The sequence below is a fragment of the Streptomyces hundungensis genome, from assembly GCF_003627815.1.
GTDB classification, from domain to species: Bacteria; Actinomycetota; Actinomycetes; order Streptomycetales; family Streptomycetaceae; genus Streptomyces; species Streptomyces hundungensis_A.
In genome coordinates, this window is record NZ_CP032698.1 from 3,764,980 (window position 1) to 3,790,707 (window position 25,728).

Annotated in this window: 22 protein-coding genes and 1 pseudogene; 16 read left to right on the forward strand and 7 right to left on the reverse strand. The window is 72.6% G+C overall.

The window, feature by feature from the left end; translation table 11 throughout:
• Nucleotides 1-291: 291 nt before the first annotated feature.
• The 7 genes and pseudogenes from DWB77_RS16715 (at nucleotide 292) to DWB77_RS16745 (ending at nucleotide 8,542) form a co-directional block, all read left to right on the forward strand.
• Nucleotides 292-687, forward strand: a complete 396-nt coding sequence (locus tag DWB77_RS16715; RefSeq protein WP_120727875.1) for a TOBE domain-containing protein — start codon at nucleotides 292-294, stop codon at nucleotides 685-687.
• A gap of 146 nt (nucleotides 688-833) precedes the next feature.
• On the forward strand, nucleotides 834-1,658 hold the full coding sequence (gene modA / locus DWB77_RS16720) for a molybdate ABC transporter substrate-binding protein (protein WP_120722024.1): 825 nt from the start codon (nucleotides 834-836) through the stop codon (nucleotides 1,656-1,658).
• 104 nt (nucleotides 1,659-1,762) lie between these two features.
• Nucleotides 1,763-3,810: pseudogene (locus DWB77_RS16725) on the forward strand (ABC transporter permease).
• A gap of 190 nt (nucleotides 3,811-4,000) precedes the next feature.
• Nucleotides 4,001-4,354, forward strand: coding sequence for an ArsR/SmtB family transcription factor (locus DWB77_RS16730; protein ID WP_053728831.1), 354 nt, complete (start codon nucleotides 4,001-4,003; stop codon nucleotides 4,352-4,354).
• Complete coding sequence (mgtA, locus tag DWB77_RS16735; RefSeq protein WP_120722025.1) at nucleotides 4,338-7,025, forward strand: magnesium-translocating P-type ATPase; 2,688 nt, start codon at nucleotides 4,338-4,340, stop codon at nucleotides 7,023-7,025. The genes DWB77_RS16730 and mgtA overlap by 17 nt, the downstream gene beginning before the upstream one ends.
• A gap of 27 nt (nucleotides 7,026-7,052) precedes the next feature.
• Nucleotides 7,053-7,877: a helix-turn-helix domain-containing protein gene (locus DWB77_RS16740; protein WP_120722026.1), complete on the forward strand. Its 825-nt coding sequence runs from the start codon at nucleotides 7,053-7,055 to the stop codon at nucleotides 7,875-7,877.
• 104 nt (nucleotides 7,878-7,981) lie between these two features.
• Nucleotides 7,982-8,542, forward strand: coding sequence for a GNAT family N-acetyltransferase (locus DWB77_RS16745; protein WP_120722027.1), 561 nt, complete (start codon nucleotides 7,982-7,984; stop codon nucleotides 8,540-8,542).
• On the opposite strand, the gene DWB77_RS16750 is transcribed toward DWB77_RS16745, so the two are convergent.
• A complete protein-coding gene (locus DWB77_RS16750) occupies nucleotides 8,517-8,948 on the reverse strand; it encodes a GNAT family N-acetyltransferase (protein ID WP_120722028.1) in 432 nt (143 codons plus the stop codon). The genes DWB77_RS16745 and DWB77_RS16750 overlap by 26 nt on opposite strands.
• A 467-nt stretch (nucleotides 8,949-9,415) precedes the next feature.
• Here DWB77_RS16750 and DWB77_RS16755 point away from each other — a divergent pair, with 467 nt between their 5' ends.
• Nucleotides 9,416-10,255: an NAD(P)H-binding protein gene (locus tag DWB77_RS16755; RefSeq protein ID WP_120722029.1), complete on the forward strand. Its 840-nt coding sequence runs from the start codon at nucleotides 9,416-9,418 to the stop codon at nucleotides 10,253-10,255.
• A gap of 129 nt (nucleotides 10,256-10,384) precedes the next feature.
• Complete coding sequence (locus tag DWB77_RS16760) at nucleotides 10,385-11,143, forward strand: Mut7-C RNAse domain-containing protein (protein WP_120722030.1); 759 nt, start codon at nucleotides 10,385-10,387, stop codon at nucleotides 11,141-11,143.
• Nucleotides 11,144-11,279: 136 nt separating this feature from the next.
• Here the strand turns inward: DWB77_RS16760 and DWB77_RS16765 are convergent, their stop codons facing one another.
• Nucleotides 11,280-11,789, reverse strand: coding sequence for a MarR family winged helix-turn-helix transcriptional regulator (locus DWB77_RS16765; protein ID WP_120722031.1), 510 nt, complete (start codon nucleotides 11,787-11,789; stop codon nucleotides 11,280-11,282).
• Between the two features lie 77 nt (nucleotides 11,790-11,866).
• The gene (locus tag DWB77_RS16770; RefSeq protein WP_120722032.1) at nucleotides 11,867-12,448 is read right to left on the reverse strand and encodes a TetR family transcriptional regulator; all 582 of its coding nucleotides are present in this window, start codon (nucleotides 12,446-12,448) and stop codon (nucleotides 11,867-11,869) included.
• 143 nt (nucleotides 12,449-12,591) lie between these two features.
• On the opposite strand from DWB77_RS16770, the gene DWB77_RS16775 reads away from it, so the two are divergent.
• Nucleotides 12,592-14,160, forward strand: coding sequence for an FAD-dependent monooxygenase (locus tag DWB77_RS16775; protein ID WP_120722033.1), 1,569 nt, complete (start codon nucleotides 12,592-12,594; stop codon nucleotides 14,158-14,160).
• An 81-nt stretch (nucleotides 14,161-14,241) separates the two neighbouring features.
• Here the strand turns inward: DWB77_RS16775 and DWB77_RS37805 are convergent, their stop codons facing one another.
• Nucleotides 14,242-14,892 (reverse strand): hypothetical protein, encoded by a 651-nt coding sequence (locus tag DWB77_RS37805; protein ID WP_162952543.1) that lies wholly within the window; start codon nucleotides 14,890-14,892, stop codon nucleotides 14,242-14,244.
• 157 nt (nucleotides 14,893-15,049) lie between these two features.
• Here DWB77_RS37805 and DWB77_RS16785 point away from each other — a divergent pair, with 157 nt between their 5' ends.
• Both DWB77_RS16785 and DWB77_RS16790 read left to right on the forward strand, forming a co-directional pair.
• Complete coding sequence (locus DWB77_RS16785) at nucleotides 15,050-15,385, forward strand: YnfA family protein (protein WP_120727877.1); 336 nt, start codon at nucleotides 15,050-15,052, stop codon at nucleotides 15,383-15,385.
• Nucleotides 15,386-15,498: 113 nt separating this feature from the next.
• Nucleotides 15,499-16,263 carry an SDR family NAD(P)-dependent oxidoreductase gene (locus DWB77_RS16790; protein ID WP_120722035.1) on the forward strand — a complete coding sequence of 255 codons (765 nt, stop codon included), beginning with the start codon at nucleotides 15,499-15,501 and terminating at the stop codon, nucleotides 16,261-16,263.
• Between the two features lie 108 nt (nucleotides 16,264-16,371).
• On the opposite strand, the gene DWB77_RS16795 is transcribed toward DWB77_RS16790, so the two are convergent.
• The gene (locus DWB77_RS16795; RefSeq protein WP_120722036.1) at nucleotides 16,372-17,199 is read right to left on the reverse strand and encodes a helix-turn-helix domain-containing protein; all 828 of its coding nucleotides are present in this window, start codon (nucleotides 17,197-17,199) and stop codon (nucleotides 16,372-16,374) included.
• A gap of 589 nt (nucleotides 17,200-17,788) precedes the next feature.
• On the opposite strand from DWB77_RS16795, the gene DWB77_RS16800 reads away from it, so the two are divergent.
• The gene (locus DWB77_RS16800; protein ID WP_120722037.1) at nucleotides 17,789-18,865 is read left to right on the forward strand and encodes a hypothetical protein; all 1,077 of its coding nucleotides are present in this window, start codon (nucleotides 17,789-17,791) and stop codon (nucleotides 18,863-18,865) included.
• 477 nt (nucleotides 18,866-19,342) lie between these two features.
• Here the strand turns inward: DWB77_RS16800 and DWB77_RS16805 are convergent, their stop codons facing one another.
• Nucleotides 19,343-20,536, reverse strand: coding sequence for an RtcB family protein (locus DWB77_RS16805; RefSeq protein ID WP_120722038.1), 1,194 nt, complete (start codon nucleotides 20,534-20,536; stop codon nucleotides 19,343-19,345).
• 200 nt (nucleotides 20,537-20,736) lie between these two features.
• Between DWB77_RS16805 and DWB77_RS16810 the strand changes: the two genes are divergently transcribed.
• The 3 genes from DWB77_RS16810 (at nucleotide 20,737) to DWB77_RS16820 (ending at nucleotide 23,818) form a co-directional block, all read left to right on the forward strand.
• Nucleotides 20,737-21,597, forward strand: a complete 861-nt coding sequence (locus DWB77_RS16810; protein WP_120722039.1) for a DUF3558 domain-containing protein — start codon at nucleotides 20,737-20,739, stop codon at nucleotides 21,595-21,597.
• Between the two features lie 35 nt (nucleotides 21,598-21,632).
• Nucleotides 21,633-22,400: a DUF3558 domain-containing protein gene (locus tag DWB77_RS16815; RefSeq protein WP_120722040.1), complete on the forward strand. Its 768-nt coding sequence runs from the start codon at nucleotides 21,633-21,635 to the stop codon at nucleotides 22,398-22,400.
• A 104-nt stretch (nucleotides 22,401-22,504) separates the two neighbouring features.
• Nucleotides 22,505-23,818, forward strand: coding sequence for a DUF2637 domain-containing protein (locus tag DWB77_RS16820; RefSeq protein ID WP_120722041.1), 1,314 nt, complete (start codon nucleotides 22,505-22,507; stop codon nucleotides 23,816-23,818).
• Between the two features lie 101 nt (nucleotides 23,819-23,919).
• On the opposite strand, the gene lysS is transcribed toward DWB77_RS16820, so the two are convergent.
• Nucleotides 23,920-25,671: a lysine--tRNA ligase gene (lysS, locus tag DWB77_RS16825; protein WP_120722042.1), complete on the reverse strand. Its 1,752-nt coding sequence runs from the start codon at nucleotides 25,669-25,671 to the stop codon at nucleotides 23,920-23,922.
• Between the last annotated feature and the right edge of the window lie 57 nt (nucleotides 25,672-25,728).

A 25,728-nucleotide genomic window follows, 5' to 3' on the forward strand; every position in this document is an offset into this window, starting at 1 on the left:
GCAGCGGCGGTACGGCCGGCGGCCGAGGTCTTGAGGCCGCGGCGGTACGGCCGGCGGTCCAGGTGTTAGGCCCGGCACACCGCCTAGCCGCCGGCATCTCCGCCGGCACCCCGTAGAGCCCGCGTGGAGCTCTCGTCGAGCCCGCTCGGCGGCCTACCCGGCGCGGCGACGACGCCTTCGAAAGGCGCGCCGCGACCGTCTTGGACCTTCATCCATTCGGACCCGCAGGTGCGGCGTATGTTTCGACGGAACCTTTGTATGTGCGGCGTGATGCCGCCTATCTTGTCGCACATGCAGTCCTACACCATCGGTCAGGCAGCGCGTCTGCTCGGCGTCAGCCCGGACACTCTGCGGCGCTGGGCCGACGGCGGTCGTCTCACGACCCATCGTGACGAAGGCGGCCGCCGGCTCATCGACGGGCGGGATCTGGCCGCCTTCTCCATCGAGGTCGGCCAGTCCCCCAACGGCGAGGAGGAGGCTTCCTACACCTCCGCCCGCAACGCCTTCCCCGGCATCGTCACCGCCGTCAAGCTCGGCGATGTCGCGGCCCAGGTCGAGATCCAGGCCGGACCGCACCGCCTGGTCTCCCTCCTGACCCGGGAGGCCGTCGAGGAGTTGGGCCTCGAGGTGGGCATGCAGGCCACCGCGCGGGTGAAGTCCACCAGCGTGCACGTCGACCGCACCTAGGTCGAGAACCGGCCTCTCACCAACGTCCCCGCGGCGTCGCCCCTCCCCGTTTCCTGCCAGGACGTCCGGCCATGGACCTCCGCGAAGGACTCGGTGGGCCCTCATCTCCCGGCGCGGCTCGACACGCATCCGAAGGAGCTCCACCCATGTCCCTCACGACTCCCACCACCCGGCGTCGCCGCGCCGCCGCGGCCGTCGTCACTGCCGCCCTGCTCGTCCCGCTGGCCGCGGCCTGCGGCAACGACAAGGACAGCCAGGGCTCCAAGGCGTCCTCCCCGTCCGGCAGTTCCGGCACCGCCCCGAAGTCCGCACAGCTGACCGTCCTGGCCGCGTCCTCGCTCACCGATGTCTTCAAGGCGGCCGGTGCCGCCTACGAGAAGGAGAACCCGGGCACCCGTGTGACGTTCTCCTTCGCCGGGTCGCAGGAGCTCGCCGCCCAGGTGAAGCAGGGCGCACCCGCCGACGCCCTGGTCACCGCCGACACCAAGACCATGGACGGCCTGAAGGCCGATGTGAACGACTCGTCGATCATCGCCAGGAACCGTCTGGTCATCGCGGCCGGCAAGGGCAACCCGAAGAAGATCGAGGGCCTCAAGAGCCTGTCCGCCGACACCCTGAAGGTCGTCCTCGCGGCGCCCCAGGTGCCGGTGGGCCGCTACAGCAAGCAGGTCCTGGACGCCCAGAAGATCACGGTGAAGCCGGTCTCCCAGGAGCCGAACGTCCGGGCCGTCCTGTCCAAGGTCGAGCTCGGCGAGGCCGACGCGGGCATCATCTACAAGACGGATGCCGCCGCCGCCAAGGGCAAGGTCGACACGATCGACATCCCCGACGCGCAGAACGCCGTCGCCAAGTACCCTGCCGCCACCCTGAAGACCTCCAAGAACTCCGACGCCGCCGCGGCCTTCGTGAAGTGGCTGTCCTCCCCCGAGGCACAGAAGATCCTTACGGACGCGGGCTTCCAGCAGCCGTAACCCGACGACCTCCTCCGCACCGACCGCATCAACTCCCCAGCTGGGCCTGCCCGTTCCCCACCCCGGGCGGGTCCGGCGCCCTCAGGACACCCGGGGGAACCCCCATGCTCCGCAGCCGCTCCCACGCCCGTCGGCGCCCGCCCCTGGCGCTGGCTCTGCCCGCGTCGCTCGCCATCGCGTTCCTGCTGATGCCGTTGCTCGGCATCCTGGCCCGCACCTCCTGGGGCGAGCTCGGCACGCACCTGTCCGGCCCCGAGGTCACCGAGGCCCTGCGGCTCTCGCTGGTCGTCTCGTTCTGGGCACTCGGTCTCTCCCTTCTTCTCGGGGTGCCCCTGGCCTGGCTGCTCGCCCGGGTCGACTTCCCGGGCAAGGCCCTCGTGCGTTCGCTGGTGCTGCTGCCGATGGTGCTGCCGCCCACGGTGGGCGGTGTCGCCCTGCTGCTCGGCTTCGGACGGCGCGGGCTGCTCGGGCCGTGGCTGGAGCACACATTCGGGATCACCCTGCCCTTCCACACCTCGGGCGCCGTGGTGGCGGCCACCTTCGTCGCGATGCCGTTCCTGGTGATCAGCCTGGAGGGAGCGCTCGGCGGGCTGCGGCCCCGCTACGAGGAGACCGCCGCCTCGCTCGGCGCCTCTCCCTCACGCGTCCTCTTCACCGTGACGCTGCCCATGGTCGCGCCCGGCCTGGCCGCGGGGCGGCCCTCACCTGGGCCCGCGCGCTCGGCGAGTTCGGCGCCACCATCACCTTCGCCGGCAACCTGCCCGGCACCACCCAGACCCTGCCGCTCCAGGTCTACCTCCTCCTCCAGGACTCCCCGGGCGCCGCGACCTCCGTGTCCCTGCTGCTGCTCGCCATCGCCATGGCGGTCCTGGTGGCGCTGCGCGGCCGCTGGACCGGTTCCGCGTCGGTACGGAGCGGGGCGCCCACCACCGCGCCCGAAGCCGCACTCGCGGACCCCTCGCCCCTGGATCCCGATCCGACGCGCGCCGCCCCGCACACCTACGACCCCCGCCACGACCCCCGCACGGGAGCCGCCCCCAAGGGCGAGCCGCGGGACTCCGCGCGGCCGGACGCACCATGGCCCGACCAGGAGCCCAACACGGCCGAATCCGGGCCGAGTTGGTCACTGCACGCCGAGGTGTCCGGGTTCAACGAGGTGACCCTGGACGCCGAGCCCGGCACCACGATCGCGGTGGTCGGCGAGAACGGCGCGGGCAAGACCACTCTGCTGCGGGCCCTGCTCGGCCTCACCCCCCGCGCCCATGCCGAGCTGCGCCTGGGCGACCTCGACGTCACCTCGCTCGCGCCGCACAAGCGGGGGGTCGCGTGGGTCCCGCAGGACGGCGCGCTGTTCCCGCATCTGAGCGCGCTCGCCAACACGGCGTACGGGCTGCGCGCCCAGGGTGTTGCCCGTGGCGAGGCGCGTGTCGAGGCCGGGCGGTGGCTGGACCGTCTCGGCGTCGGCCACCTCGCCCACCGCAAGCCCGCCCAGCTCTCCGGCGGCCAGGCTCAACGAGTCGCCCTGGCGCGGGCGTTGGCGGCCCGACCCCGGCTGTTGCTGCTTGACGAGCCCCTCGCCGCCCTCGACCAGACGACCCGGGCCCGTGTCCGCCACACCCTGCGCACCCACCTGGCCGGGTTCGCCGGAGTCTGTCTGATCGTGACCCACGATCCGGTCGAGGCGGTCTCGCTGGCCGACCGGGTCCTCGTCCTCGAAGCCGGGCGCACCCTCCAGGACGCGCCGCCGGCCGAGGTCACCCGCCATCCGCGCTCCCCCTGGGTGGCCCGGATGCTGGGCCGCAACGCGTGGGCCGGGGAGGCGAGGGACGACGGGCTCGCGCTGGCCGGCGGCGGGCGGATCGTCGCGGCCGAGCGACTGCGCGAGGGCAGCCGGGCACTGGCGATCATCGCGCCGGAGTCGGTGTCCGTGCACCGCAGGCGACCCGACGGCAGCCCCCGTAACGTCTGGCCCGGCACCGTGCGCGAGATCACGGCGAGCGGAAGCAGACTGCGGGTGCTCATCGGGTCGGCCGAGACGCCCGACCTGATCGCGGAGATCACCCCGGACGCGGCCGCCGAGCTGGGCCTGGCGGAGGGCGCGGCGGTGTGGTCGAGCGTGAAGGCGACCGAGGTGACGCTCGTATCCCTGTGAGCGGGCTCGCTGTGGGGCGGGCTCGCTGTGAGCGGACTCGCTATGGGGAGGGCTCGCTATGAGCGGACTCGCTGGGGGGCGGCTCATTGTGCGCCTGCTCCTCGTGCGTCGGCTCGCTGTGGGGCGGCGCCCCTAGACTGGCTGCCCGGGCGGCAGACAGGGCCACGACACCGAGGAGGCGGAGGCGACGGTGACCACGACGAGCAGCACCGACCCGTCGGCCGAGGTGCTCGGCGAGGCAGCGGGCGTCTTCGGACTCCTTGCCTCGCCCGCGCGGCTGCACATCATGTGGACGTTGAGCCACGGCGAGTCCGATGTGTCGGGGCTTGCCGAGAGGGTCGGCGGTGCGCTGCCGGCCGTCAGTCAGCACCTGGCGAAGCTGAAACTCGCGGGGCTCGTCCGGTCCCGGCGGGAGGGACGGCGGGTCGTCTATCTCGTCGACGACCCCGATGTGGCTCAGATGGTGCGCTGGCTGGTGGCCCGGCTCGGCGGGGGCGTGAAACTGCCGGGACCGTCGGGACTCGTTCGTGACCTGGGCGCCTGAGCGGATTTCGTCTCTACAGTTGTCAAGGAGCACTCCGCTACAGCTGCTTCGTTCACTCGGCTCCGGACCCCGGGGGCTTGTCGAGTCGGACGCCGAGACACGACTCGTGCGATATGGGGAAAACGTCCTTCCCGCGCGTCGAGTTCCCTCCCTGCCGATTGTTTTCCTGCGCAGTCTGCGCGACCCGTTCACCGCCGTGCTCGCCGCGCTCGCGCTGGTCTCCACACTGGTCGCGGCCTGGGCGACGGCCTCGGTCATCGCGGTGCTGGTGGTGGTGAGCTGTGCGCTGCGGGCGGCCGGTGAGCACCGCGCCGACCGGTCGGCGGCAGGGCTGCGGGAGTTGGTGGCGAGCACCGCCACGGTGCTGCGCAGGGCCACCGCCGAGGCCGCGCCGGCGTCACGCGAGATCCCGGTGGGAGAGGTGGTGCCCGGCGATGTGGTGCGGCTCGCGCCCGGCGACCTCGTACCGGCGGACCTGCGGCTGCTGCGCGCCACCGGCCTGACGATGCATCAGGCGGCGCTGACCGGGGAGTCGGCGCCGGTCGCCAAGTATCCGGTGGACGAGCCTTCGGCCCGGTCGGCGCCTCCGGTGGCGCGCGCTTCCCCCGCCGAAGCGCGGGCGTACGACCGCGGCGCACAGGAGTGCCCGGTGGAGTCGGCGTACGCCCTAGACGACCAGGACCTCGACCGACCCGAGGGCTGTGACCAGGACTTCGACCGGCCCGAGGTCTGTTTCCAGGGCAGCAGCGTCGCCTCCGGCAGCGGTACCGGTGTGGTGATCGCGACCGGTGCGGACACCCGGTTCGCGCGGGCCGACCGGCTGCCGGAGCACGACCGGCGCACGACCGCCTTCGACCGGTCCGTGCACGGCGTCTCCTGGATCCTGATCCGCTTCATGCTGCTCACCCCGCCGCTGGTCCTGATGGCCAACGCGGCGTTGCGCGGCCGCGGTCTGGAGACGCTGCCGTTCGCGGTGGCCGTCGCGGTCGGCCTGACCCCCGAGATGCTGCCGGTCATCGTGACGACCACCCTCGCGCGGGGCGCTTCCGCCCTCGCACGCGAGCGCCGGGTGATCGTCAAGAGGCTGCCCGCACTGCACGACCTGGGCGCCGTCGACGTCGTCTGTCTGGACAAGACCGGGACGCTCACCCAGGACCGGCCGGTCCTGGACCGCGCGCTCGACGCGTCCGGCACACCCGACGACTCCGTGCTGCACTGGGCCGCCGTCAACAGCCTGTGGACGGTACGGCTCGCCGAACTGCCCAGCGCGGACGCCCTGGACGAGGCCCTGCTCGACGCCGCCGAGGAACGGTTCGCCGAGGGCCTCGACGCGCTGGAGTACGACGCCGTCGCCGCGCTCCCCTTCGATCCCGTGCGGCGCCTCTCCACGGCCGTCCTCGCCACCCCGCACCGCCTCGGCCACCACACCCTGGTGGTCAAGGGCGCCGTCGAGGACGTACTGGAACGGTGTCTGCTCACCGACGACGAACGGGCCCGCACCACCGAGCTCGCCGACCGTCTCGCCGCGGACGGGCTGCGCGTCCTCGCGGTGGCCCTCGCCGAACGGCCCGCCACCGGGCGCCCGTTCACCGCCCAGGACGAGCGCGGGCTCACCCTCAAGGGGCTGGTCGCGCTGCGTGACGCGACGGCGGACACGGCGGCGGCCGCGCTCGCCGCGCTGGCCGACCGGGGCATCGAGGTGAAGGTGCTGACCGGCGACCACCCCGGCACGGCCGCCCGCGCCTGCCGCGACCTCGGCCTGGCGCCCGGACACGTCGTCACCGCCGCCTCCTTCGACGCCCTCGACGACACCGAACTGGCCGAACTCGCCGACAGTAGTACTGTCTTCGCCCGCTGCTCCCCCGCCCACAAGGCCCGGCTCGTGCGCGTCCTGCGCGAGCGCGGACACGTCACCGGCTTCGTCGGGGACGGCGTCAACGACCTGCCCGCGCTGCGCGCGTCGGACGTGGCCATCTGCCCGCCGGAGGCCGTCGACGTGGCTCGAGAGACCGCCGATGTCGTGCTCGCCGCGCGGGATCTGACCTCGCTCGACCACGCCGTCGTGGCGGGACGCGCGAGCGCGGCCGGTATCGCGGGCTATCTACGGATCACTCTGTCCTCAAACCTCGGCAACGTCATCGCGATGCTGACCGCGGGACTGCTTCTGCCGTTCCTGCCGATGCTGCCCTCCCAGGTCCTGGTCCAGAACCTGTGCTTCGACGCCGCCCAGTTGGCGTTCGCGTACGAGCGCCCACGGGCCGCGGCGCTGCGCCTCCCGCTCGCGCTGCGCCCGCGCGAGGTGCTCGCCTCCGTCACCGGGTTCGGCGTGCTCAACGCCGCCGCCGACCTCGCGACCTTCGCGGTACTGGTCTGGGCGGTGAGCGACACCCGGGCCCAACCGGCGTTCCACGCGGGCTGGTTCACCGAGAACCTGCTGACCCAGGCCCTGGTGATGGTCCTGCTGCGCACCGGGCGCGGCGGCGGCATTCCCACCACCGCCGGCGTGCTCGCGCTGACCGGCCTGCTGCTCCCGCTCACCCCCCTCGGCCCCCTCATCGGCATGGCCGCACTGCCCCTGGCGTACTACCCGCTGCTCGCCCTCGTGCTCGCCCTGTACGCGGCAGCGCTGCGCCGGGGCGCCCGACTCGCGCGCCGAACGGGCACTCCGTAGGAGGCGCTCGCTCCCTAGGATCGGCCCATGTCAGCGCAGAACCCCGGCCCCCGGCGCGACACCCGGGGCATCGTCGACGCCGCCGATCTCTTCGCCCACGTACGGTTCCGCCGGCACGAACCGGCGCCCGCGCTGCGGCCCTATTTGGAGCACTACTGGCTGATCGACTGGGATCTGGCCGAGCCGTACGCGTCGCACGTGGTGCCGCATCCGTCCGTCAATCTGGTCTTCCAGCGCTATGACGACAGCCGGCCGGACTTCCTTGAGCTGTCGGGAGTGGGCCTGGCTCTCGCCACCCGGAAGCTGTCGGGGCGTGGGCGGGTGTGCGGGATCCAGTTCCGGCCGGGCGGGTTCCGGCCCTTCGCGCCGGGCTACGCCGTGTCGACGTGGACGGACCGGGTGGTCGCGGCGGATCCGGTGTTCCCGCACGCCGACCCGGCGGCGGTGCTCTCGCCGGAACGGGACGAGGACCGGGTCGCCGCCCTCGACGCGTTCCTGCTCGCCCTCGATCCCCGGCCCGATCCTCAGGCGGAGCTGGCGATGGAGTTGGTCGACCGGGTACGTCATGACCGCACGCTGCGCCGGGTCGACGTGCTCGCCCGCGAAGCGGGCCTGTCGGCGCGCTCCCTGCAACGCCTCTTCGCGGCCTGGGTGGGCGTCGGCCCGAAGTGGGTCGTGCTGCGCTACCGGATCCACGAGGCCCTGGAACACGCCGAGTCCGCCGAATCCGTCGACTGGGCCCTGCTCGCCGCCGACCTTGGCTACGCCGATCAGGCCCATCTCGTACGGGACTTCACGGCGACGCTGGGCGTCCCGCCCTCGGCCCTGCGCGCCGGAGCCTCCCGCGCCTGACCCACGATCCCGGATCCTCGGCGCCCGATCCCCGAGCGCCGCCCCTCGGCCCCGTTTTCCCTGCTCAGAGGGGATTGTCAGACCTGGCGCCTACAGTTCTGGACATGAACGACGCAGCCCGTGAAGTTCCCCCGCGTATCCGCCTGGTGGCCTGGTCGGACGACGATCTGGGCCTGCTGCGCAAGACCAACGCGCCGGAGATGACCGAGCACCTCGGCGGCCCGGAGCCCGAGGCCAAGGTGCTCTCCCGGCACGCCACGTACACGGCGATGAGCACGCGCCCCGCCGACGAGGGCCGCATGTTCCGGGTCGTCCTCGACGAGACGGGCGAGGACGTGGGATCGGTCGGGTACTGGCCGCGAATATGGCAGGGCGAGGCGGTGTACGAGACGGGGTACGGCATCCTGCCGGCGTTCCGGGGGCGCGGTCTGGCCGTCGCGGCGCTCCGGGCGGTCGTGGTCGAGGCCGCTGCGGCGGGCGGCCCACGGGAGCTGCACGCCTACCCGTCCGTGGACCACATCGCCTCCAACAACACCTGCCGAAACGCCGGGTTCACGCGGGTCGGCGAGGTCGCGTTCGAGTACCCGCCGGGCACGTGGCTGCGCTCCCACGACTGGTGCGTCGACCTGGGCGACGGGGTCAGTCCAGCCGCTTGTCGAAGTTGAAGGCGGTCACGGCCATGCGCTCGCGGAAGTAGAAGCGGTGCGCGTCGGTGCGGTGGGTGCCGGAGTCGAGATTGAGGGAGGTGCAGCCGGCCGCCCTTGCGTGGCCCTCCAGGTGCGCGAGGAGGGCGTGGCCCACGCCGGTGGAGCGGGCGGTGGCGGCGGTGACCAGGTCGTCGACGTACAGCTTGCGGACCGCGCTGGTGTTGACGACGACCCGCCACCCGGCGGCGCCCACACAGGTCCCGTCGTCGCCGTACGCGGCGGTGAACCGCAGCCCCTGGGCGTGCCCCTCCCCGTAGATCTCGGCGAAGAGCTCTTCGGTGAGGTGCGGGCGGAGTTCGGTGAGTACCGGCAGCAGGTCGTCCGTCAGACGCGGGTCGCCCGGCTCGAGGTCGATGATCTTCATGCGCCGAAGCGTAGAGGTCGCGGGCTCGGCCCGCGACTGTCGAGCGTGGGCACGCCCCGGTTGCCTCCGGGGTGGGGCTGACCCCGGGCCCCCGGCCGCCTCCGGGGTGGGGGGCGGGGCTGAGCTGGGGCCCGGATCCCCCTGGCGGCCTCCGGGTGAGGCGCTGACTTCGGGACCGGGTCCCCCGGCGCCCGGGGTAGGAGCCGGAGCTGAGCTCGGGCCCGGGCCCTCCCCGGGCAACCGGCCGGGCCCCGCGCCACCCCCAACCCCATCCCCCCGCAACGCGCTTGACGCAACCGGTCGGGGCGAGGATATTTGTCTGCGTGGCGCAGATTCTGTGTCATGCAATTCCATAGCCGGGGGTGGCCCCCGGCGCGACCTACGCCCGCCCGCTCGCTCGCCGCACGGCGCCGCGCCCGGTACTGCCGTAGTTCCTCAACTACCTTTGTACGAAAGGTATTTCCACCATGACGGTCCTGATCACCGGCAGCCGCGGCAAGGTCGCCACCACACTCATCGCGCTGCTTCGGGAGCGCGGTCTCGGCGTTCGGGCCGCGTCCGCCAGTCCGGACAAGCTGAGCCTTCCGGACGGCGTGGACCGCGTCGTCTGCGACCTCGACGACCCGGCGACGTTCCCGGCCGCGCTGGCCGGAGTCGAGTCGGTCTTCCTGTACGCCAATCCGCAGCACATCGACGCGTTCCTCGCCGAGGCGAAGGCCGCCGGGGTGCAGCACATAGTGCTGCTCTCCTCCAGCTCCGTCCTGGAACCCGACGCCGACACCAACGCGATCGCCGCCATGCACCGCGCCGTGGAGCAGGCCCTTGAGCGTTCCGGGATCCTGTCGACGTTCCTGCGGCCCGGCGGCTTCGCGGGCAACGCGCTGGGCTGGTCCTGGGGCGCCAAGTCGACCGGCACCGTCGACCACCCCTTCCCCGGGGCCCAGGCGGCCACCATCCACGAGGCCGACATCGCCGATGCCGCGCTCGCCGCCCTGACCCGGCCCGAACCGCGCGGACGCGCCCACCACCTCACCGGGCCCGTCTCGCTCAGCATCGCCGAGCAGGTCGCGATCCTCGCCGAGGCGTCCGGGCGCCCGCTCACCGTCAACGCGGTGAGCGCCGCCGCGTGGAAGGAGTCGATGGCAGAGTTCCTGCCGTCCGAGGTCGCCGACGCGCTGCTCGGTTACTTCGCCGCCTACGACGGCCACCCCGACACCGTCACCACCGTCGTCGAGGAGCTGACCGGCCACCCGGCCCGCACCTTCGAGAGCTGGGCCCGGGAAAACGCGGATGCCTTCCGCCCGTAGCCCCCAACCCCCAACCCCCAGCCCAGAACCACAACCCACACCCCCCAATCGCAGCCCGCTCCTGGCCCTGAGCGGGCAGTCTCACCAAATGCGTGGCCCGGGGCGCGGCCCGGATGCGATCCTGGCCGCGTGAACGGACCGGAGATCCACGTCGACTTCGCCCCTGAGCTGCACCTCTTCGTCCCGGCCAAGCGCCGCCAGGGCCGCAGCGCCGTCGTGACCGACGGAGTGTCCACGCTCGGCCATGTCGTCGAATCGCTGGGCGTCCCGCTCACCGAGGCCGGCCGGCTGTTCGCCGACGGCCGCGAGGTGCCGGTCTCCCACATCCCGACGGCGGGCGAGATCGTCGAGGTACGCGCCGTGGAGCGCCCCCAGAAGGTGCCGGGCGCCCCGCTGCGCTTCCTGCTCGATGTCCATCTCGGCACGCTGGCACGGCGGTTGAGGCTGCTCGGTGTCGACGCCGCGTACGAGAGCGAGGACATCGGGGACCCCGCGCTCGCCGCGCTCTCCGCCCGGGAGCAGCGCGTCATGCTCTCCCGGGACCGCGGTCTGCTGCACCGCAGGGAGCTGTGGGCCGGGGCGTACGTCTACAGCCACCGCACCGACGAACAACTCCGGGACGTGCTCGGCCGGTTCACCCCCGCCCTCGCACCCTGGACGCGCTGCACCGCCTGCAACGCGCCGTTGCGGGAGGCCGACAAGGAGTCGGTGGGCGACCGTCTGGAGCACGGCACCCGCAGCACGTACGACGTCTTCGCGGAGTGCGGGTCCTGTGAGCGGGTCTACTGGCGCGGCGCGCACCACGCCAGCCTGGAGGCGATCGTCGACGAGGCCGTGCGCGAGTTCGGCGCGCCCGGGGACCGCCCGGCGGACCGGGCCGACCACTGACGACCGCTGACGACCTCGGGCGGGCCCCCTCGCCCCCTCAGATCCGGCCCCTGAGATCCACCCCTTCAGATCCGGCCCCCTGAGATCCAGCCCCTCATATCCGCCCGCTCAGATCCAGCTCCTCAGGTCCGCCCGCTCAGAGCTGTCCGCTCCTGAGGCGTTCGATCTGGGCGGCGCTGAGTTCGGCAGTGCGGCGCATATGCGTGGCGATGAGGGCGATCTCGTGGTCCTCGTACGCCTCGAACATCTCCCACCAGGCGCCGTTGAGCTTGCTCCAGACCGAGCCGAGCTCCTCCATCCGGCAGGGCACCAGCTCGACGAGCACCTTCCTGCGGTCCTCGGTGTCCCGGCGCCGCGTCACATAGCCGGCCTTCTCCAGGCGGTCGACGAGCCGGGTCGCCGAGCCCGTGGTGAGGCCGGTGAGGGCGGCGATCCGGCCCGTGGTGACCGGCCCGGGTTCGAGGCCGAGGAGGTTGAGGCACTGGAGATCGGTGGGGTGCAGCCCCATCTGGTCGGCCAGCGCCTGGTTGAACAGGGCGTACGAGGCCATGTAGCGGCGGGAGACGCCGCCCAGGTCACGCAGCAGATCGTCCCGGTCACCGCAGTCGGGCCGCCGTCGGCCGTCGGCGCTTTTCTTCTGTGCCATGCAGAGAGTGTAGGACGCAGAGGACCCGCGGGGCGCCCCGCCGGGACGCGGACGGGATGCCTACCGCCCCCGCCCCGCTACGGCCCCTCGGCCGTCAGGTACCGCTGCACGGTGGGGGCGAGCCAGGCGATCACTTCGCTGTGGGGCATCGCGACCGCCGGCGGAAAGCGCAGCACATAGCGCGCCATCGCCATGCCCAGGATCTGCGAGGCGACCAGCGCCGCGCGGCGCGGGGCGTCCGAGGGATCCGGGCAGACTCCAGTGGCGACCGCGACCAACTGCTCGGCGAAGATCGCCTGGACCCGTTCGGCGCCCACCGCGTTGGTGACGCCGACCCGCAGCAGGGCGGTCAGGACGTCGTCGCTCTCCCAGCGGTCCAGGAAGTGCGCGACCAGCGCGGCGCCCAGCCCCTCGACCGGCAGCTCGTCCGCCTTCGGAATGCGCAGGTCGATCGCGGAGGCGGCGGCGAAGAGGCCCTCCTTGTTCCCGAAGTACCGCATCACCATCGACGGGTCAATCCCCGCGTCCCGGGCGATGGCCCGGATGGTCGCGCGCTCGTAACCGTCGGCGGCGAAGCGTTCGCGAGCGGCGACCAGGATCGCGTCCTTGGTGGCCAGGGAGGTGCGGCGAGGGCCTCCGGCAGGTGCTTCGGTCGTCATGCCAACGACTGTAGGCCAACACCTGTTGACACGCCAGTCGCCGCGGCTCTACCGTTGCCAACGAGCGTTGACCAACAACCGTTGACCACCGAGCGTTGACCACCACGCGTTGACCACTGCGCGTTGGCACCCAGGAGGCAGCCATGAACGGCAGCACCCCCACGCACGACGACGCCACGACCATCGACGTCCTGGTCGTCGGCGCCGGGCCGACCGGGTTGCTCCTGGCGGGCGATCTGGCCGCCGCGGGGCTGAGCGTCACCGTCGTCGAGCGCCGGGCGCGCGGGATCAGCAACATGACGCGCGCCTTCGCCGTCCACGCCCGCACCCTGGAAATGCTCGACGCGCGGGACCTGGCGGAGGAGTTGGTGAAGGGCGGAACGACGATCGACCACATGGACATGTTCGGCCGGGTCGCCCTCGACCTGACCCGGCTGCGCTCCCGCTTTCCGTTCCTGCTGGTCACCCCGCAGTACCAGGTGGAGCGCCTGCTTGAGCGGCGCGCCGTGGCCGCGGGCGTCCACTTCCGTTACGACGCCGAGCTTTTGACGCTCCGTCAGGACAAGGACGGCGTGGCCGCGGAGCTGCGCGAAGGCGCCGGTGGCGGACCCGGCGCGGGTGCCGGTGCCGGTGGCGAAGCCGGTTCCGCTTCCGACGCCGATGCCGGTGCCGGTGGCGACGCCGGTGCCGGTGGTGCCGACCGCGAGGGGGCCGTCACCCTGCGGGCCCGCTATCTCGTCGGCACCGACGGTGTACGCAGCGGCGTACGCGAGGCGCTGGGGCTGCCGTTCCCCGGCGCGGCCGTGATCCGCTCGATCGTCCTCGCGGACGTGCGGCTCGACCGGGAGCCGGACGCGATGCTCACCGTCAACGGCTCCGGCGACTCGTTCGCCTTCATCGCCCCGTTCGGCGACGGCTACTACCGCGTCATGGGCTGGAACCGCGAGCGCCAGGTCCCCGACACCACACCCGTCGAACTCGACGAACTCCGCGCCATCGCCCGCGAGGCCTTCGGCGCCGACTACGGCCTGCACGACGCCCGTTGGATCTCCCGTTTCCACAGCGACGAACGCCAGGCCCCCTCCTACCGGGTCGGCCGGGTCTTCCTGGCCGGGGACGCCGCACACGTCCACTCCCCCGCCGGCGGCCAGGGCATGAACACCGGCCTCCAGGACGCGGCGAACCTCTCCTGGAAGCTCGCCGCCGTTCTGCGCGGACGTACCGCCGAGCCCGAGGCGCTGCTCGACAGTTACGAGGCGGAGCGCCACCCGGTCGGCGCCACGGTGCTGCGCAGCAGCGGCGCGCTCGTGCGGCTCGCCATGGCGCACAACCCCCTTCAGCGCGCGCTGCGTTCGCTGGCCGTCGGGGTCCTCGGCGCCGTACGGCCCGCCGCCGACAAGGCCCTGGGGACGATCAGCGGCATCGGGATCTCCTACCGGGCGGAGCGCGGAGCCCACCCGCTCACCGGAAAGCGCGCCCCCGACCTGGACCTCACCCGGGGCCGCCTCTACGAGCTGCTGCGGCGCGGCGAGTTCGTCCTGGTGACGCCCCCGGCGGGCGAGGTCGAGGCGGCGCGGGGCGTGGTGGGCGCGCACTGGCGGAGCGGGCGCGGCGACAGCCTGCTCGTACGGCCCGACGGGTATGTGGCCTGGGCGGGCAAGGACCCGGCCGCGCTGCGGACGGCGCTCGCCCGCTGGACGGGACGCGCGTAACGACGGGGCGAGCCGCACCGCACCGCCCGCACCGTCCCCAACTCCCTTCCTGCACAACCCCTTTGTAGCCGCCAGGGCGTCTCAGAAGGTGTACGCGTCCCCCGTGGCCAGGGCCAGGACCCGGTGGGTGTTGTTCGCCGTGTTGCGGTCGTTCGCGCCACCGTTCCAGACGGTGTCGATGTCGAGGGCCACCTCGCTCGGGGTGCCGACGACCGCCACGTCCAGGGCGATCCGCACTCCGCTTCCCGCCGCCCGCATCGACCCGGTGCCGCAGTGCACCGTCGCGGCGCCGGTACGCAGACAGTTCGCCGGAAGGTCCGCCCCCGGGGCGAGCGGCACGGAGAAGCGCAGCCGCAGGGTGGCTCCGGTGACCGGGGCGGGGCCGTGGTTGGCCGTCGTGAGCCAGACGCCGAGCCGGCCGTCCCACAGGGAGACATGCCCGTGGTACGAGACGTCCGCATCGACCCCGGCACGGTAGGACGCGCCCTGGCTCACGTGCCCAACAGGCGCTAGGGCAAAGGGAGTTACCGCCCCACCTCGGCCCGCTCCGACCGCCCCGCGCACCCCGTCCACCCCGGGAGACGTACCGGCCGCCCCGCTGGACGCCCCCGTGGCGATCAGCATCGCCGCGACCAGTACGGCGACGGCCACGGTGGCGGCTGCGGTGGCGGCCACGGCGGCGCTGCCCGAGCGACCAGACCTGCTCCATCTGTTCATCACACGAACGACCATGGGCGAAAGGTACCTTTCACCCCTGTTTTCACCAGGACGCCACCCCGAACAGCGCGCCCACGACACCGCCTCCGCCGACGCACGCCGCCCGACGCACGCCGCACAGCGCACAGCGCACAGCGCCCGGCACCCGGCCGGCCCGTGCCACCCTGGCCCCATGCTCGTCGCCCGCTCCGCCCTCCTCTTCGTCCTGGCCGCCCTGTTCGAGATCGGAGGCGCCTGGCTCGTCTGGCAGGGCGTCAGGGAGCATCGCGGCTGGGTCTGGATCGGCGCCGGCGTCCTCGCGCTCGGCGTCTACGGCTTCGTGGCCACGCTCCAGCCCGACGCCGAGTTCGGCCGGATCCTCGCCGCGTACGGCGGTGTCTTCGTGGCGGGGTCGATCGCCTGGGGGATGGTCGCGGACGGCTACCGCCCCGACCGCTGGGACGTCACCGGCGCGCTGATCTGCCTGGCCGGGATGGCCGTGATCATGTACGCCCCGCGCGGCCGCTGAGCACGCCTCCGATCAGCCCCCCGCGCGGCCGCTGAGGCCGCCCCGCCCCGGCCGGACGCGCCGGGGCCCGCCTATCCTGGCGGCGTACTCACCACACGCGCGAGGAGCACGACATGACTGCCGCCGGGACCCCGATCGCCGTCGTCACCGGAGCGAGCAGCGGGATCGGTGCCGCCACCGCCCGCGCGCTCGCCGCCGCCGGTTACCGCGTGGTGCTGACCGCGCGCCGCAAGGACCGCATCGAGGCGCTGGCGGCCGAGATCAACGAGGCGGGCCACCAGGCGACGGCGTACCCGCTGGACGTCACGGACCGGGCCGCCGTCGACGAGTTCGCGACCGCCTTCCGCACCATCGGGGTGCTCGTCAACAACGCGGGCGGCGCGCTCGGCGCGGACCCGGTGGCGACCGGCGACCCCGAGGACTGGCGGCAGATGTACGAGACCAACGTCATCGGCACGCTGAACGTCACCCAGGCCCTGCTGCCCGCCCTGGAGGCCTCGGGCGACGGCACGGTCGTGATCCTCTCCTCCACGGCGGGCCACGCCACCTACGAGGGCGGGGGCGGCTATGTCGCCGCGAAGAACGGTGCGCGGGTGCTCGCCGAGACGCTGCGTCTGGAGATCGTCGGCCGTCCGGTACGGGTCGTCGAGATCGCGCCCGGCATGGTGAAGACGGAGGAGTTCGCCACGACCCGCTTCCGCGGCGACGCGGAGAAGGCGGCGAAGGTGTACGCGGGGGTGGCCGAGCCGCTGAGCGCGGACGACGTCGCCGAGACCATCACCTGGGCCGTCACCCGCCCGAGCCACGTCAACATCGACCTGCTCGTGGTGCGTCCCCGCGCCCAGGCCTCCAACACCAAGATCCACCGCGAGCCGTAACCGAGCCGGGGCAGGCGGGGCGGGGCAGGCGCGGCGGGCCCGGCGTCCCCACGAGCCGCGCCCCAGCCCCCGCCCCCGCCCTCGCCCTCGCCCTCGCCCCGAGAGCGACTACTGCACCTTCGCCCGCAGCATCGGCGTCCTCGTGTGCCGGCGCTTCTCGCCCGCGTGGAAGACCAGGATGATCATGCGGGCGCCCGGCGCGGCCATCGGCTGGGCGGCGCACATCGTCACCCAGCCGGGCCCCAGGGCCCCGTGGTTGAGCGGCCGCTCGTCGCCGTCGAGGTGGAGGTAGGCGCTGGCCCGGTTGTAGATCCCGGCGGCGAGCGGGTCGGCCAGGACCTCCTTCTCGATCTGCGCCAGCGTCTCGTCGGTGGGGTCGGCGGCCAGCGCCGCCCGCAACTGGGGCAGCACCAGCGGCGCCCAGGAGTGCTCCCAGTCGGTCAGCGTCTCGCGGGCGCCCGGGTCGAGCGCCATCCACCGCATCGTGTTCTGCGGCACCTGTCCGCCGGGGAACATCTCGGACCAGCGGTCGTTGTAGGCCAGCAGGTTCCACGAGCGGTCGTTCACGTACGCCATGTGCCCGATGCCGTCGACGGCCTCTTGCCACACGCCGGGGATCTCCTCTCCGGACTGCGAGTTCAGGGGGAACGGCGGATCCTGGCCCAGGCAGTACCGCCACAGCGCGATCCACTCCTGCTCGTTCATGCCGAGCAGCCGGGCCACGTCCTGGAGCAGGTCCGCGGGCGGGTTGGGATAGCGCCCGGACTCCAGGCGGCCGTAGGTGTCGGGGGCGCGGTGCAGGATCTGGTCGATCTGGGCCTGCGACAGGCCGGGCGCCCGCCGTCCCTGCCGGGTGGGTCTGCTCAGCCCGTGGCTCTCGGGCTTGATCAGTGCGCGGCGCTCGCGCAGCAGGGAGCGCAGAGCGGGCTTGTCCATCTGTGGTTCTCCCCCGGTAACGGGCGGCCGGCGATTTCGGCGCCGGCCGCGCGGTTGGAACAGCCGCTCCCGACTCTCGGTCCCGACTCTGCGATCGGCTCCGGGCCGGGCGCTCGGCGTGCACCGGATGGCCGGTGCGCATCCCATGGTCGGCGTACGGTCCATGGTCCGCGTACGTCCCATTGTCCGAGCGAATCGATTCCCCGCTCTCCACGGGGTGAGCGGGGAACGCCGCCGGGCCGGTGCGGGCCAGTGGGGACACGGGTCACCGACAGCGCTGCGGCCCCGGACGGAGTCGTCGGGGCTGAGACAACAGTCACTGTGTGCGGTGGCCGGGAGGGCGCCGGACATCACGGCCGGAGCGCGGGCCGGGAGGCGATTGGCGAGGTGTGCCCTTTCGTGGACGGGTCGGGTACGGTCGGCCCCTCCGGGCACAGCTCTGGCGCCGCCCCTTTCGGGGTGGCCACCGAGGCACCCGCCAGGAGAGACCCCACCAGTACGGTGACCGATGGGGTATGCACGGATCAAGCGGTAGCGCGATGCGCACGTACGCAGGGCGCACACACGCAGGGGCACAACGGGGGCAGAGATGGGCGAACCGGACGGCGGGGCGGCCGACGCCGAGAACACCGCCGCGTCCGGCGGCCCCGAGAACGGCGAGGAGCTGTCGGCCCGGGCCGTCGACGTCTACGGCCGGGTCACCCGCCACGAGCACATCGACCCGGTCCGCGACGCCCGAGCCCTCGCCGAGCTCGCCGACTGGGGCCTGGTCACCACCGACCCGCGCCTGCCCCATCTGCCGATCGCGCTCGACCCCCAGGAGGCCGGCCGGCGCCGCCTCGACGACGAGCTGCGGCGGATGGCGGCCAGGGCCGCCCTCGCGGCCCGCATCCCCCAGGTCACCGATGAGCTGAGCCTGCACTTCGAACGGGCCAAGTGGCGCTCGGGGCGCGGCTCGGAGTTCCTCGGCGAGCCCGAACTGGTCAACGCCCGCATCGAGCAGGCCGTCGGCCGGGCCCGCGCCGAGCTGCTCACCGCCCAGCCCTGCGGCCCGCGCACCGCGGCCCAGCGCGAGGCGGTCGAGGAGCGGGACGGCGCGGCGCTCGCCCGGGGGGTCCACATCCGCACCCTGTATCTCGACGCCGGCCGCGACTCCGCGGTGACCGGGGCCTATGTGAGTGCCATGACCGGCCTGGGCGCCCAGTTCCGTACCCAGGTCACCCAGTTCCAGCGCTGTGTCGTCATCGACCGGCGCCAGGCGTTCATCTCCGACCACGTCGTGAACTCCGCGCCCGGTGACGCCTCCTGGCACGTGCGGGACCGGGCGGTGGTGGCGTTCATCGCCGAGGTCTTCGAGGAGTGCTGGCGGCGCGCCGACCCCTGGAACGGCGACCCGGACAGCGGCGCGCCCGCGTCCGCCGGGCCCGGCGGCACCCGCACCACGCTGCTCCAGCGCGAGATCCTGCGCGACATGGCGCGGGGCATCGAGCAGCGGCTCACCGCGCAGCGCCTGGGCATCGGGCTGCGCAGCCTGTCGAAGGAGGTGCACACCCTGCGGCAGTTGTTCGGGGCGTCCACGCTCCAGGAACTCACCTATCAGTGGGCCCTGTCGGACGAGCGCCTCATCGACGACCGCCCGCCCCACCCGGGCCAGGCCACGGCCTGACGCACCGCGGTCAAACGCCCTCATCCAGCCATCCGGACGCCGCTTCCCGCCCGGGTGGGGCCGAATCTTTTCCCATCCCGCTTTTCAGCGGATAAATCTTCAGCGGAAAACTATCGGCGCTTCCTGCATGCTGAATGAGGACGATCAACTGCCCTGTGAAGGGCGGATCCTGATCGCCTGACGTCCGCTGTCACGAGGACGTTGTCCGCGTACGCCAGAACCGGCAGTGCAGGGCATGGGCAGACGATGCCCTGCCGGGCGTCCCGCGGACACCGGGTGGCTTCTGCCAGTGCCGCCCGGACAAAACCGGACCCCTCCCCGGTACATCCTCGTGATACGGGCAGTGCCCGGCGCGGCTTCGGCCCGCCGACGGCACAGCCGTGCGCCACATGCGGCGCTTTCCCGGCATGCGGGCCGGGAAGAGGCGGCGGCCGGGGGCTCACGCCCCCGGCCCGGCCGCGCTCCCCCCGCCGGGCCTCAACCCTTGACGCACACCACCTGCTTGAGCTTCGCGACGACCTCCACCAGGTCGCGCTGCTGGTCCATGACCTTCTCGATCGGCTTGTAGGCGCCGGGGATCTCGTCCACCACGCCCGCGTCCTTGCGGCACTCCACGCCCCGCGTCTGCTCGACGAGGTCCCGCGTCGAGAACGCCCGCTTCGCAGCGCTCCGGCTCATCCTGCGGCCCGCGCCGTGCGAGGCCGAGTTGAAGGACGCGGCGTTGCCGAGGCCCTTGACGATGTAGGAGCCCGTGCCCATCGAGCCCGGGATGATCCCGAACTCGCCGGCGCCCGCCCGGATCGCGCCCTTGCGGGTGACCAGCAGGTCCATGCCGTCGTACCGCTCCTCGGCCACGTAGTTGTGGTGGCAGGAGATGACCGGCTCGAAGGTGACCCTGGCCTTCTTGAACTCCTTGCGGACCACGTCCTGGAAGAGCGCCATCATGATGGCCCGGTTGTACTTCGCGTACTCCTGCGCCCAGAACAGATCGCCCCGGTAGGCCGCCATCTGCGGGGTGTCCGCGACGAAGACCGCCAGGTCGCGGTCGACCAGGTTCTGGTTGTGCGGGAGCTTCTGCGCCTGCCCGATGTGGAAGTCCGCGAGCTCCTTGCCGATGTTGCGCGAACCGGAGTGCAGCATCAGCCAGACCGTGCCCTCCTCGTCCAGGCAGAACTCGACGAAGTGGTTGCCCGAACCGAGCGTCCCCATCTGCTTCGCGGCCCGCTCCTCGCGGAACCTCACCGACTCCGCGATGCCCCCGAACCGCTCCCAGAACCCCTCCCACCCCGAGGTGGGAAAGCCGTGCAGCCGGGTCGGGTCCACCGGGTCGCGGTGCATGCCGCGGCCCACCGGGATGGCCTGTTCGATCTTCGAGCGGAGCCGGGAGAGGTCACCCGGGAGGTCGTTGGCGGTCAGCGAGGTCTTCACCGCGGACATCCCGCAGCCGATGTCGACGCCGACCGCGGCCGGACACACCGCGCCGTGCAGGGCGATGACCGAGCCGACGGTGGCGCCCTTGCCGTAGTGGACGTCCGGCATCACGGCGAGGCCCTTGATCCACGGCAGCGTCGCGACGTTGCGCAGCTGCTGCATCGCGCCCTCGTCGATCGACCCCGGGTCGGTCCACATCCTGATGGGCACCCGTGCGCCCGGCATCTCCACGTACGACATAATTCCTCGATCCCCCGAAAGCAGAAAACGGCAACAAAGCCAGAAACAGCACGTAGGGCAAAAACTGGCGCCGAAACCCACAACCAGGACAAGGGACCGGCGTTCACAGCTGCACGTGCGATAGACATTGTGTCCGGCCACCGCCCCCGGGCGGCAACCGCTTTTCCCTCCGTCGTCCCGCTGAAAGGAGCCCGGAAACCGTGCAGCGAAAGGCGTACGTGCCTGGTCTCGCGCTCCTGGTGGCGCTCGCTTCCGGCTGCTCAGCCGCCTCCGGGAGCGACGGCTCGACCACCGACTCCAAAGCGGGCGTGCCGAAGACGGCGGTCGCGCCGCCCGGCAAGTACCGCACCCTGCCCGAGCCCTGCCGGGCCGTGAACAAGGGCGTCCTGGAGGACATGCTGCCGGGGGCCGCCTCCCTGACCGACGCCGACGCCGCGAAGGAGCTCGCCGGCTCCGCCGACCTCACCTACGACACCGACCGCCGGGTCGGCTGCCGCTGGAAGGACGAGGCGTCCGAGGCGGTGCGCAGGCTCACGGTCGACTTCGAGCGGGTCGTCTCCTACGACCCCACGGTCAGCGACGACGACCGGACCAAGGAGCTGTACGCGAAGAAGGAGAGCGCGGCGCACCTGCCCGCCCCCCAGAGCGCCTCACCCTCGCCGGCCGCCACCAGAACCCCGAGCCCGACCGGCGCGCCCCCGGGCGCCACACCTTCGGGCGCCACACCTTCCGTCCCGGCCGGGCCGCCCACCGGCGCCCCGTCCTCGGCGAGCCCCTCGAACAGCGCCGGAAAGGACGGGAAGGAGGGCCTCCAGCCGCGCCGGCTCAGCGGGCTCGGCGACGCCGCGTTCCTCGACGACGTATCGTCCCCGTCCGGCACCGACGGCGGTTCGGCGGCCGGACAACGTACCGTCACAGTGGTCTTCCGTACGTCCAACGTCCTGGTGTCCATCGAGTACACCGCCCAGGCCACGGGATCCGCCGCGGTCCCCGACAGCAAGGAGCTGCAAGAGCAGGCCCAGGCCCTGGCCGGCAAGCTCGTCGAGCAGTTCAGCGAATAACGCGCCCAGCGCGAAGAACGAAGAGCGAAGGAATCATGCACCGATCAGCCCCGGCCACCCCCGAAAAGGCCCACGCCCCGGCCCCGCGCATCCGGCTCGCCCGCGTCCTCGCCTGTGCCGCCGTCCCTGTGATGCTCGTCGCAGCGGGCTGCTCCTCCGACTCGGGCGGAGACAAGAAGAAGGACTCCGCCTCGGCCTCGGCGTCGTCCTCCGGCGGCAAGCAGGCCTCGGCCTCGCCGTCGCTCGCGCCCGCCAAGTTCAAGAAGCTTCCCGAGGCCTGCCAGTCGATCGGCGAGAAGTCGATCGACAAGTACGTCCCGAAGGCGAAGACGAAGGCGGGCGAGGTCGGCAAGACCTCCGACCCGCAGTCCCAGGCGAGCTGCACCTGGAACGGCCTCGACGACAAGGGCGTCGACGGCTCGAACTACCGCTGGCTCGACGTCGACTTCAAGCGCTACGACTCCACCGCGGGCCTCGGCAGCGGTGACGCGCTGGCCCAGAAGCAGTTCGAGCGGGCCGTCTCGGGGGCCCAGGGCACGGCCGACGCCAAGAACGTGAAGACCTCGCCCGTCTCCGGCCTCGGCGACCAGGCGACCGCCATCACCTTCGACCTGAAGAAGACCGACGCGGACTTCCGGTACGGCGTCGTCGTGGTGCGCACCGCCAACACCGTGGTCGCCGTCGACTACAACGGCACCGGCTACCAGGGCGCGGACGCCCCCTCGGCGGGCGATGTGCAGGACGGCGCGACCACCACCGCCAAGGAGGCCGTGGCGGCCGTGGCCACCGCGAACAACAAGTAGCCCTCGCACCACCGTCCGGAGTCCGGCCCTCCCCTGTGGGCCGGACTCCGTACGTATGTGCCAGGCTGTGCCCGCCAGTTGCTTGACGAGGGGAGGGGACGCGGGTGGCCGCGACTCAGCTGACACGGACGCACCGCATCCTGATCGGGGTGGTGGTCGCGGGAGCCGTGGTGATCGCCGGGATCGGGTTCGCGGGTTCGTACGCCGCGGTCCGCGAGCTCGCGCTGCACAAGGGCTTCGGGAACTTCTCCTACGTCTTCCCGGTCGGCGTCGACGCGGGCATCTGTGTGCTGCTCGCGCTCGATCTGCTGCTGACCTGGATGCGCATCCCGTTCCCGCTGCTGCGCCAGACCGCCTGGCTGCTCACGGCCGCCACGATCGCCTTCAACGGCGCCGCGGCCTGGCCGGACCCGCTGGGCGTGGGCATGCACGCGGTGATCCCGGTGCTGTTCGTGGTCTCCGTCGAGGCGGCCCGGCACGCGGTCGGGCGGATCGCCGACATCACCGCCGACAAGCACATGGAGGGCGTCCGCCTCACCCGCTGGCTGCTCTCCCCCATCCCCACCTTCCGGCTGTGGCGCCGGATGAAGCTGTGGGAGCTGCGCAGCTACGAGCAGGTCATCAAGTTGGAGCAGGACCGGCTCGTCTACCGGGCCCGCCTCCAGGCGGTCTACGGCCGCGCCTGGCGGCGCAAGGCTCCCGTCGAGTCCCTGATGCCGCTGCGCCTCGCCAAGTTCGGTGTGCCGCTCGCCGAGACCGCCCCGGCGGGCCTGGCCGCCGCCGGCATCGAGCCGGTGCTCCTGCCGCCCCCGCCGGTGGCGGCCCGCCCCGAGCCGCAGCCGGAGCTGCCCCCCGTCCACGCGCACGCCGGACCCGAGGAGCCCCCGCTCCAGGCTCGGCAGCAGGCGCGGCAGGCGCAGGAGCCGTGGCCCGAGCAGGAGCCCGGTTTCGTCGAGCCTGAGCATCCCACCACGCACGAGAGCCCCTGGTTCGCGGCGCAGCACATCTCGCCCGAGGAGTACGCGGGCACCTACGACCCGGATTTCGGGCAGGAGGAGCCCGAGCCGGGCCCGGAGCAGGAGCCGGTGATGGTCCCCTCGGGCCCCGGCCGTGAGCGCCGTCTCGGGGTCCCGGGACCGCGCGCGACCGCCCCTCGCCCGGCGCCCGAGCCCGCCCCGCAGGCCGCCGAACCGGTCCCCACGGACGCCGAGTTCGCCGAGTTCGCGGGCGTCGCCTATGAGGTCTTCCGCCAGTACGCGAACCGGGAGACCGGCTACCCCACCGTCGAGGAGCTCGACATACACCTCGCGGACGGACACGGCGTGCGCTACCCCGACAGCGCCGCCGTCCTGCGCAAGCTGCACCCCCAGTTCAAGCGGCGCTTCGAGGCCGAGGCCGTCGAGGACCACATCGCCTGACGATACGTCAAGAACCGTGCGGGCGGCCGCTCTTGGGCCCCCGGAACGCGGCGAGGGCCGCCACCCGGAGAACGGGTGGCGGCCCTCGGCCCTTCGGTGCGTCAGGCGGCGAGCAGCTTGCGCACCCGCTCCGCGCCCACAGCGAGCAGCAGGGTGGGCAGGCGCGGGCCCGTCTCACGGCTCACCAGGAGCTTGTAGAGCAGCGCGAAGAACGAGCGCTGGGCCACCTTCAGCTCGGGCGTCGGCTTGGCGTCCGGCGCCAGGCCCGCCATCACCTTCGGCACGCCGTAGACGAGCGTGGTGAGCCCGTCGAGCGACCAGTGCGAGTCCAGGCCCTCGACGAGCAGGCGCAGCGATTCGCGGGCCTCGGCGTCCAGCGAGGCGAGCAGCTCGGTGTCGGGCTCCTCGCGGACCAGGGTGCGCTGGTCGGCCGGGACCTGGGTGGTGATCCAGTTCTCGGCGCGGTCCAGGCGCGGGCGCACCTCGTCGAGCGAGGTGACCGGGTTGGCCGGGTCCAGCTCGCTGAGGATGCGCAGCGTCTGGTCCTCGTGACCCGCGGTGACGTCCACCACCGAGGCCAGCGTGCGGTACGGCAACGGGCGTGCCGTGCGCGGGAGTTCACCGGAGGCGGTGCGGGCGGCGCGGGAGTGGGCGGCCGCGTCGGCGGGCAGCGCCGAGCCGTCGGCGACCTTGGCCTCCAGCTTGTCCCACTCGTCGTAGAGCCGCTGGATCTCCTGGTCGAAGGCGATCTTGAAGGACTGGTTGGGCCGGCGGCGCGCGTACAGCCAGCGCAGGAGCTGCGGCTCCATGATCTGCAACGCGTCGGCCGCGGTCGGCACCCCGCCCTTCGACGACGACATCTTGGCCATGCCGCTGATGCCGACGAAGGCGTACATCGGGCCGATCGGCTGCACGCCGTCGAAGATCGACACGATCTGGCCGCCGACCTGGAACGAGGAGCCCGGCGAGGAGTGGTCGACGCCGGACGGCTCGAAGACCACGCCCTCGTACGCCCAGCGCATCGGCCAGTCGACCTTCCAGACCAGCTTGCCGCGGTTGAACTCGCTGAGCCGGACGGTCTCCGAGAAGGCGCACGCGGAGCAGGTGTAGGTCAGCTCGGTGGTGTCGTCGTCATAGGCCGTCACCACCGTGAAGTCCTTGCCGCAGCCGCCGCAGTACGGCTTGTACGGGAAGTAGCCCGTCGAGCCGGTGCCGTCGTCCTCGGCCGCGGCGCCGGAGCCCTCGGCGGCCTCCACCTCGGCCTCGTCCAGCGGCTTCTGCGCCTTCTTGCCCGGGGCCTTCTTGGTCCGGTACTGCGCCAGGATCGCGTCGATGTCGCCCCGGTGCTTCATCGCGTGCAGCACCTGCTCGCGGTAGACGCCCGAGGTGTACTGCTCGGTCTGGCTGATGCCGTCGTACTCGACGCCCAGCTCGGCCAGGGCCTCGATCATGGCGGCCTTGAAGTGCTCGGCCCAGTTCGGGTACGAGGAACCGACGGGCGCGGGGACCGAGGTCAGCGGGCGGCCGATGTGCTCGTTCCACGACTCGTCCACGCCGGGGACGCCGTTCGGGACCTTGCGGTACCGGTCGTAGTCGTCCCAGGAGATCAGGTGGCGGACGGTGTAGCCGCGGCGGCGGATCTCGTCGGCGACCAGGTGCGGGGTCATGACCTCGCGCAGATTGCCCAGGTGGATCGGGCCGGAGGGGGACAGGCCGGACGCGACGACGACCACCGGGGCCTCGGCGGGAGATTTCGCAGCGCCAGGCGCACGTCGCTCCGACTCGGCGATGACATCGTCCGCGAAACGGGAGACCCAGTCGGTCTCGGTGCTGCTCTGAGCCACGGTCGGCACGTCCTTCTTTCTCGTAATGCCCTCGTCTGCCCGGGGAGGCCGGCACGCCCATTCTCC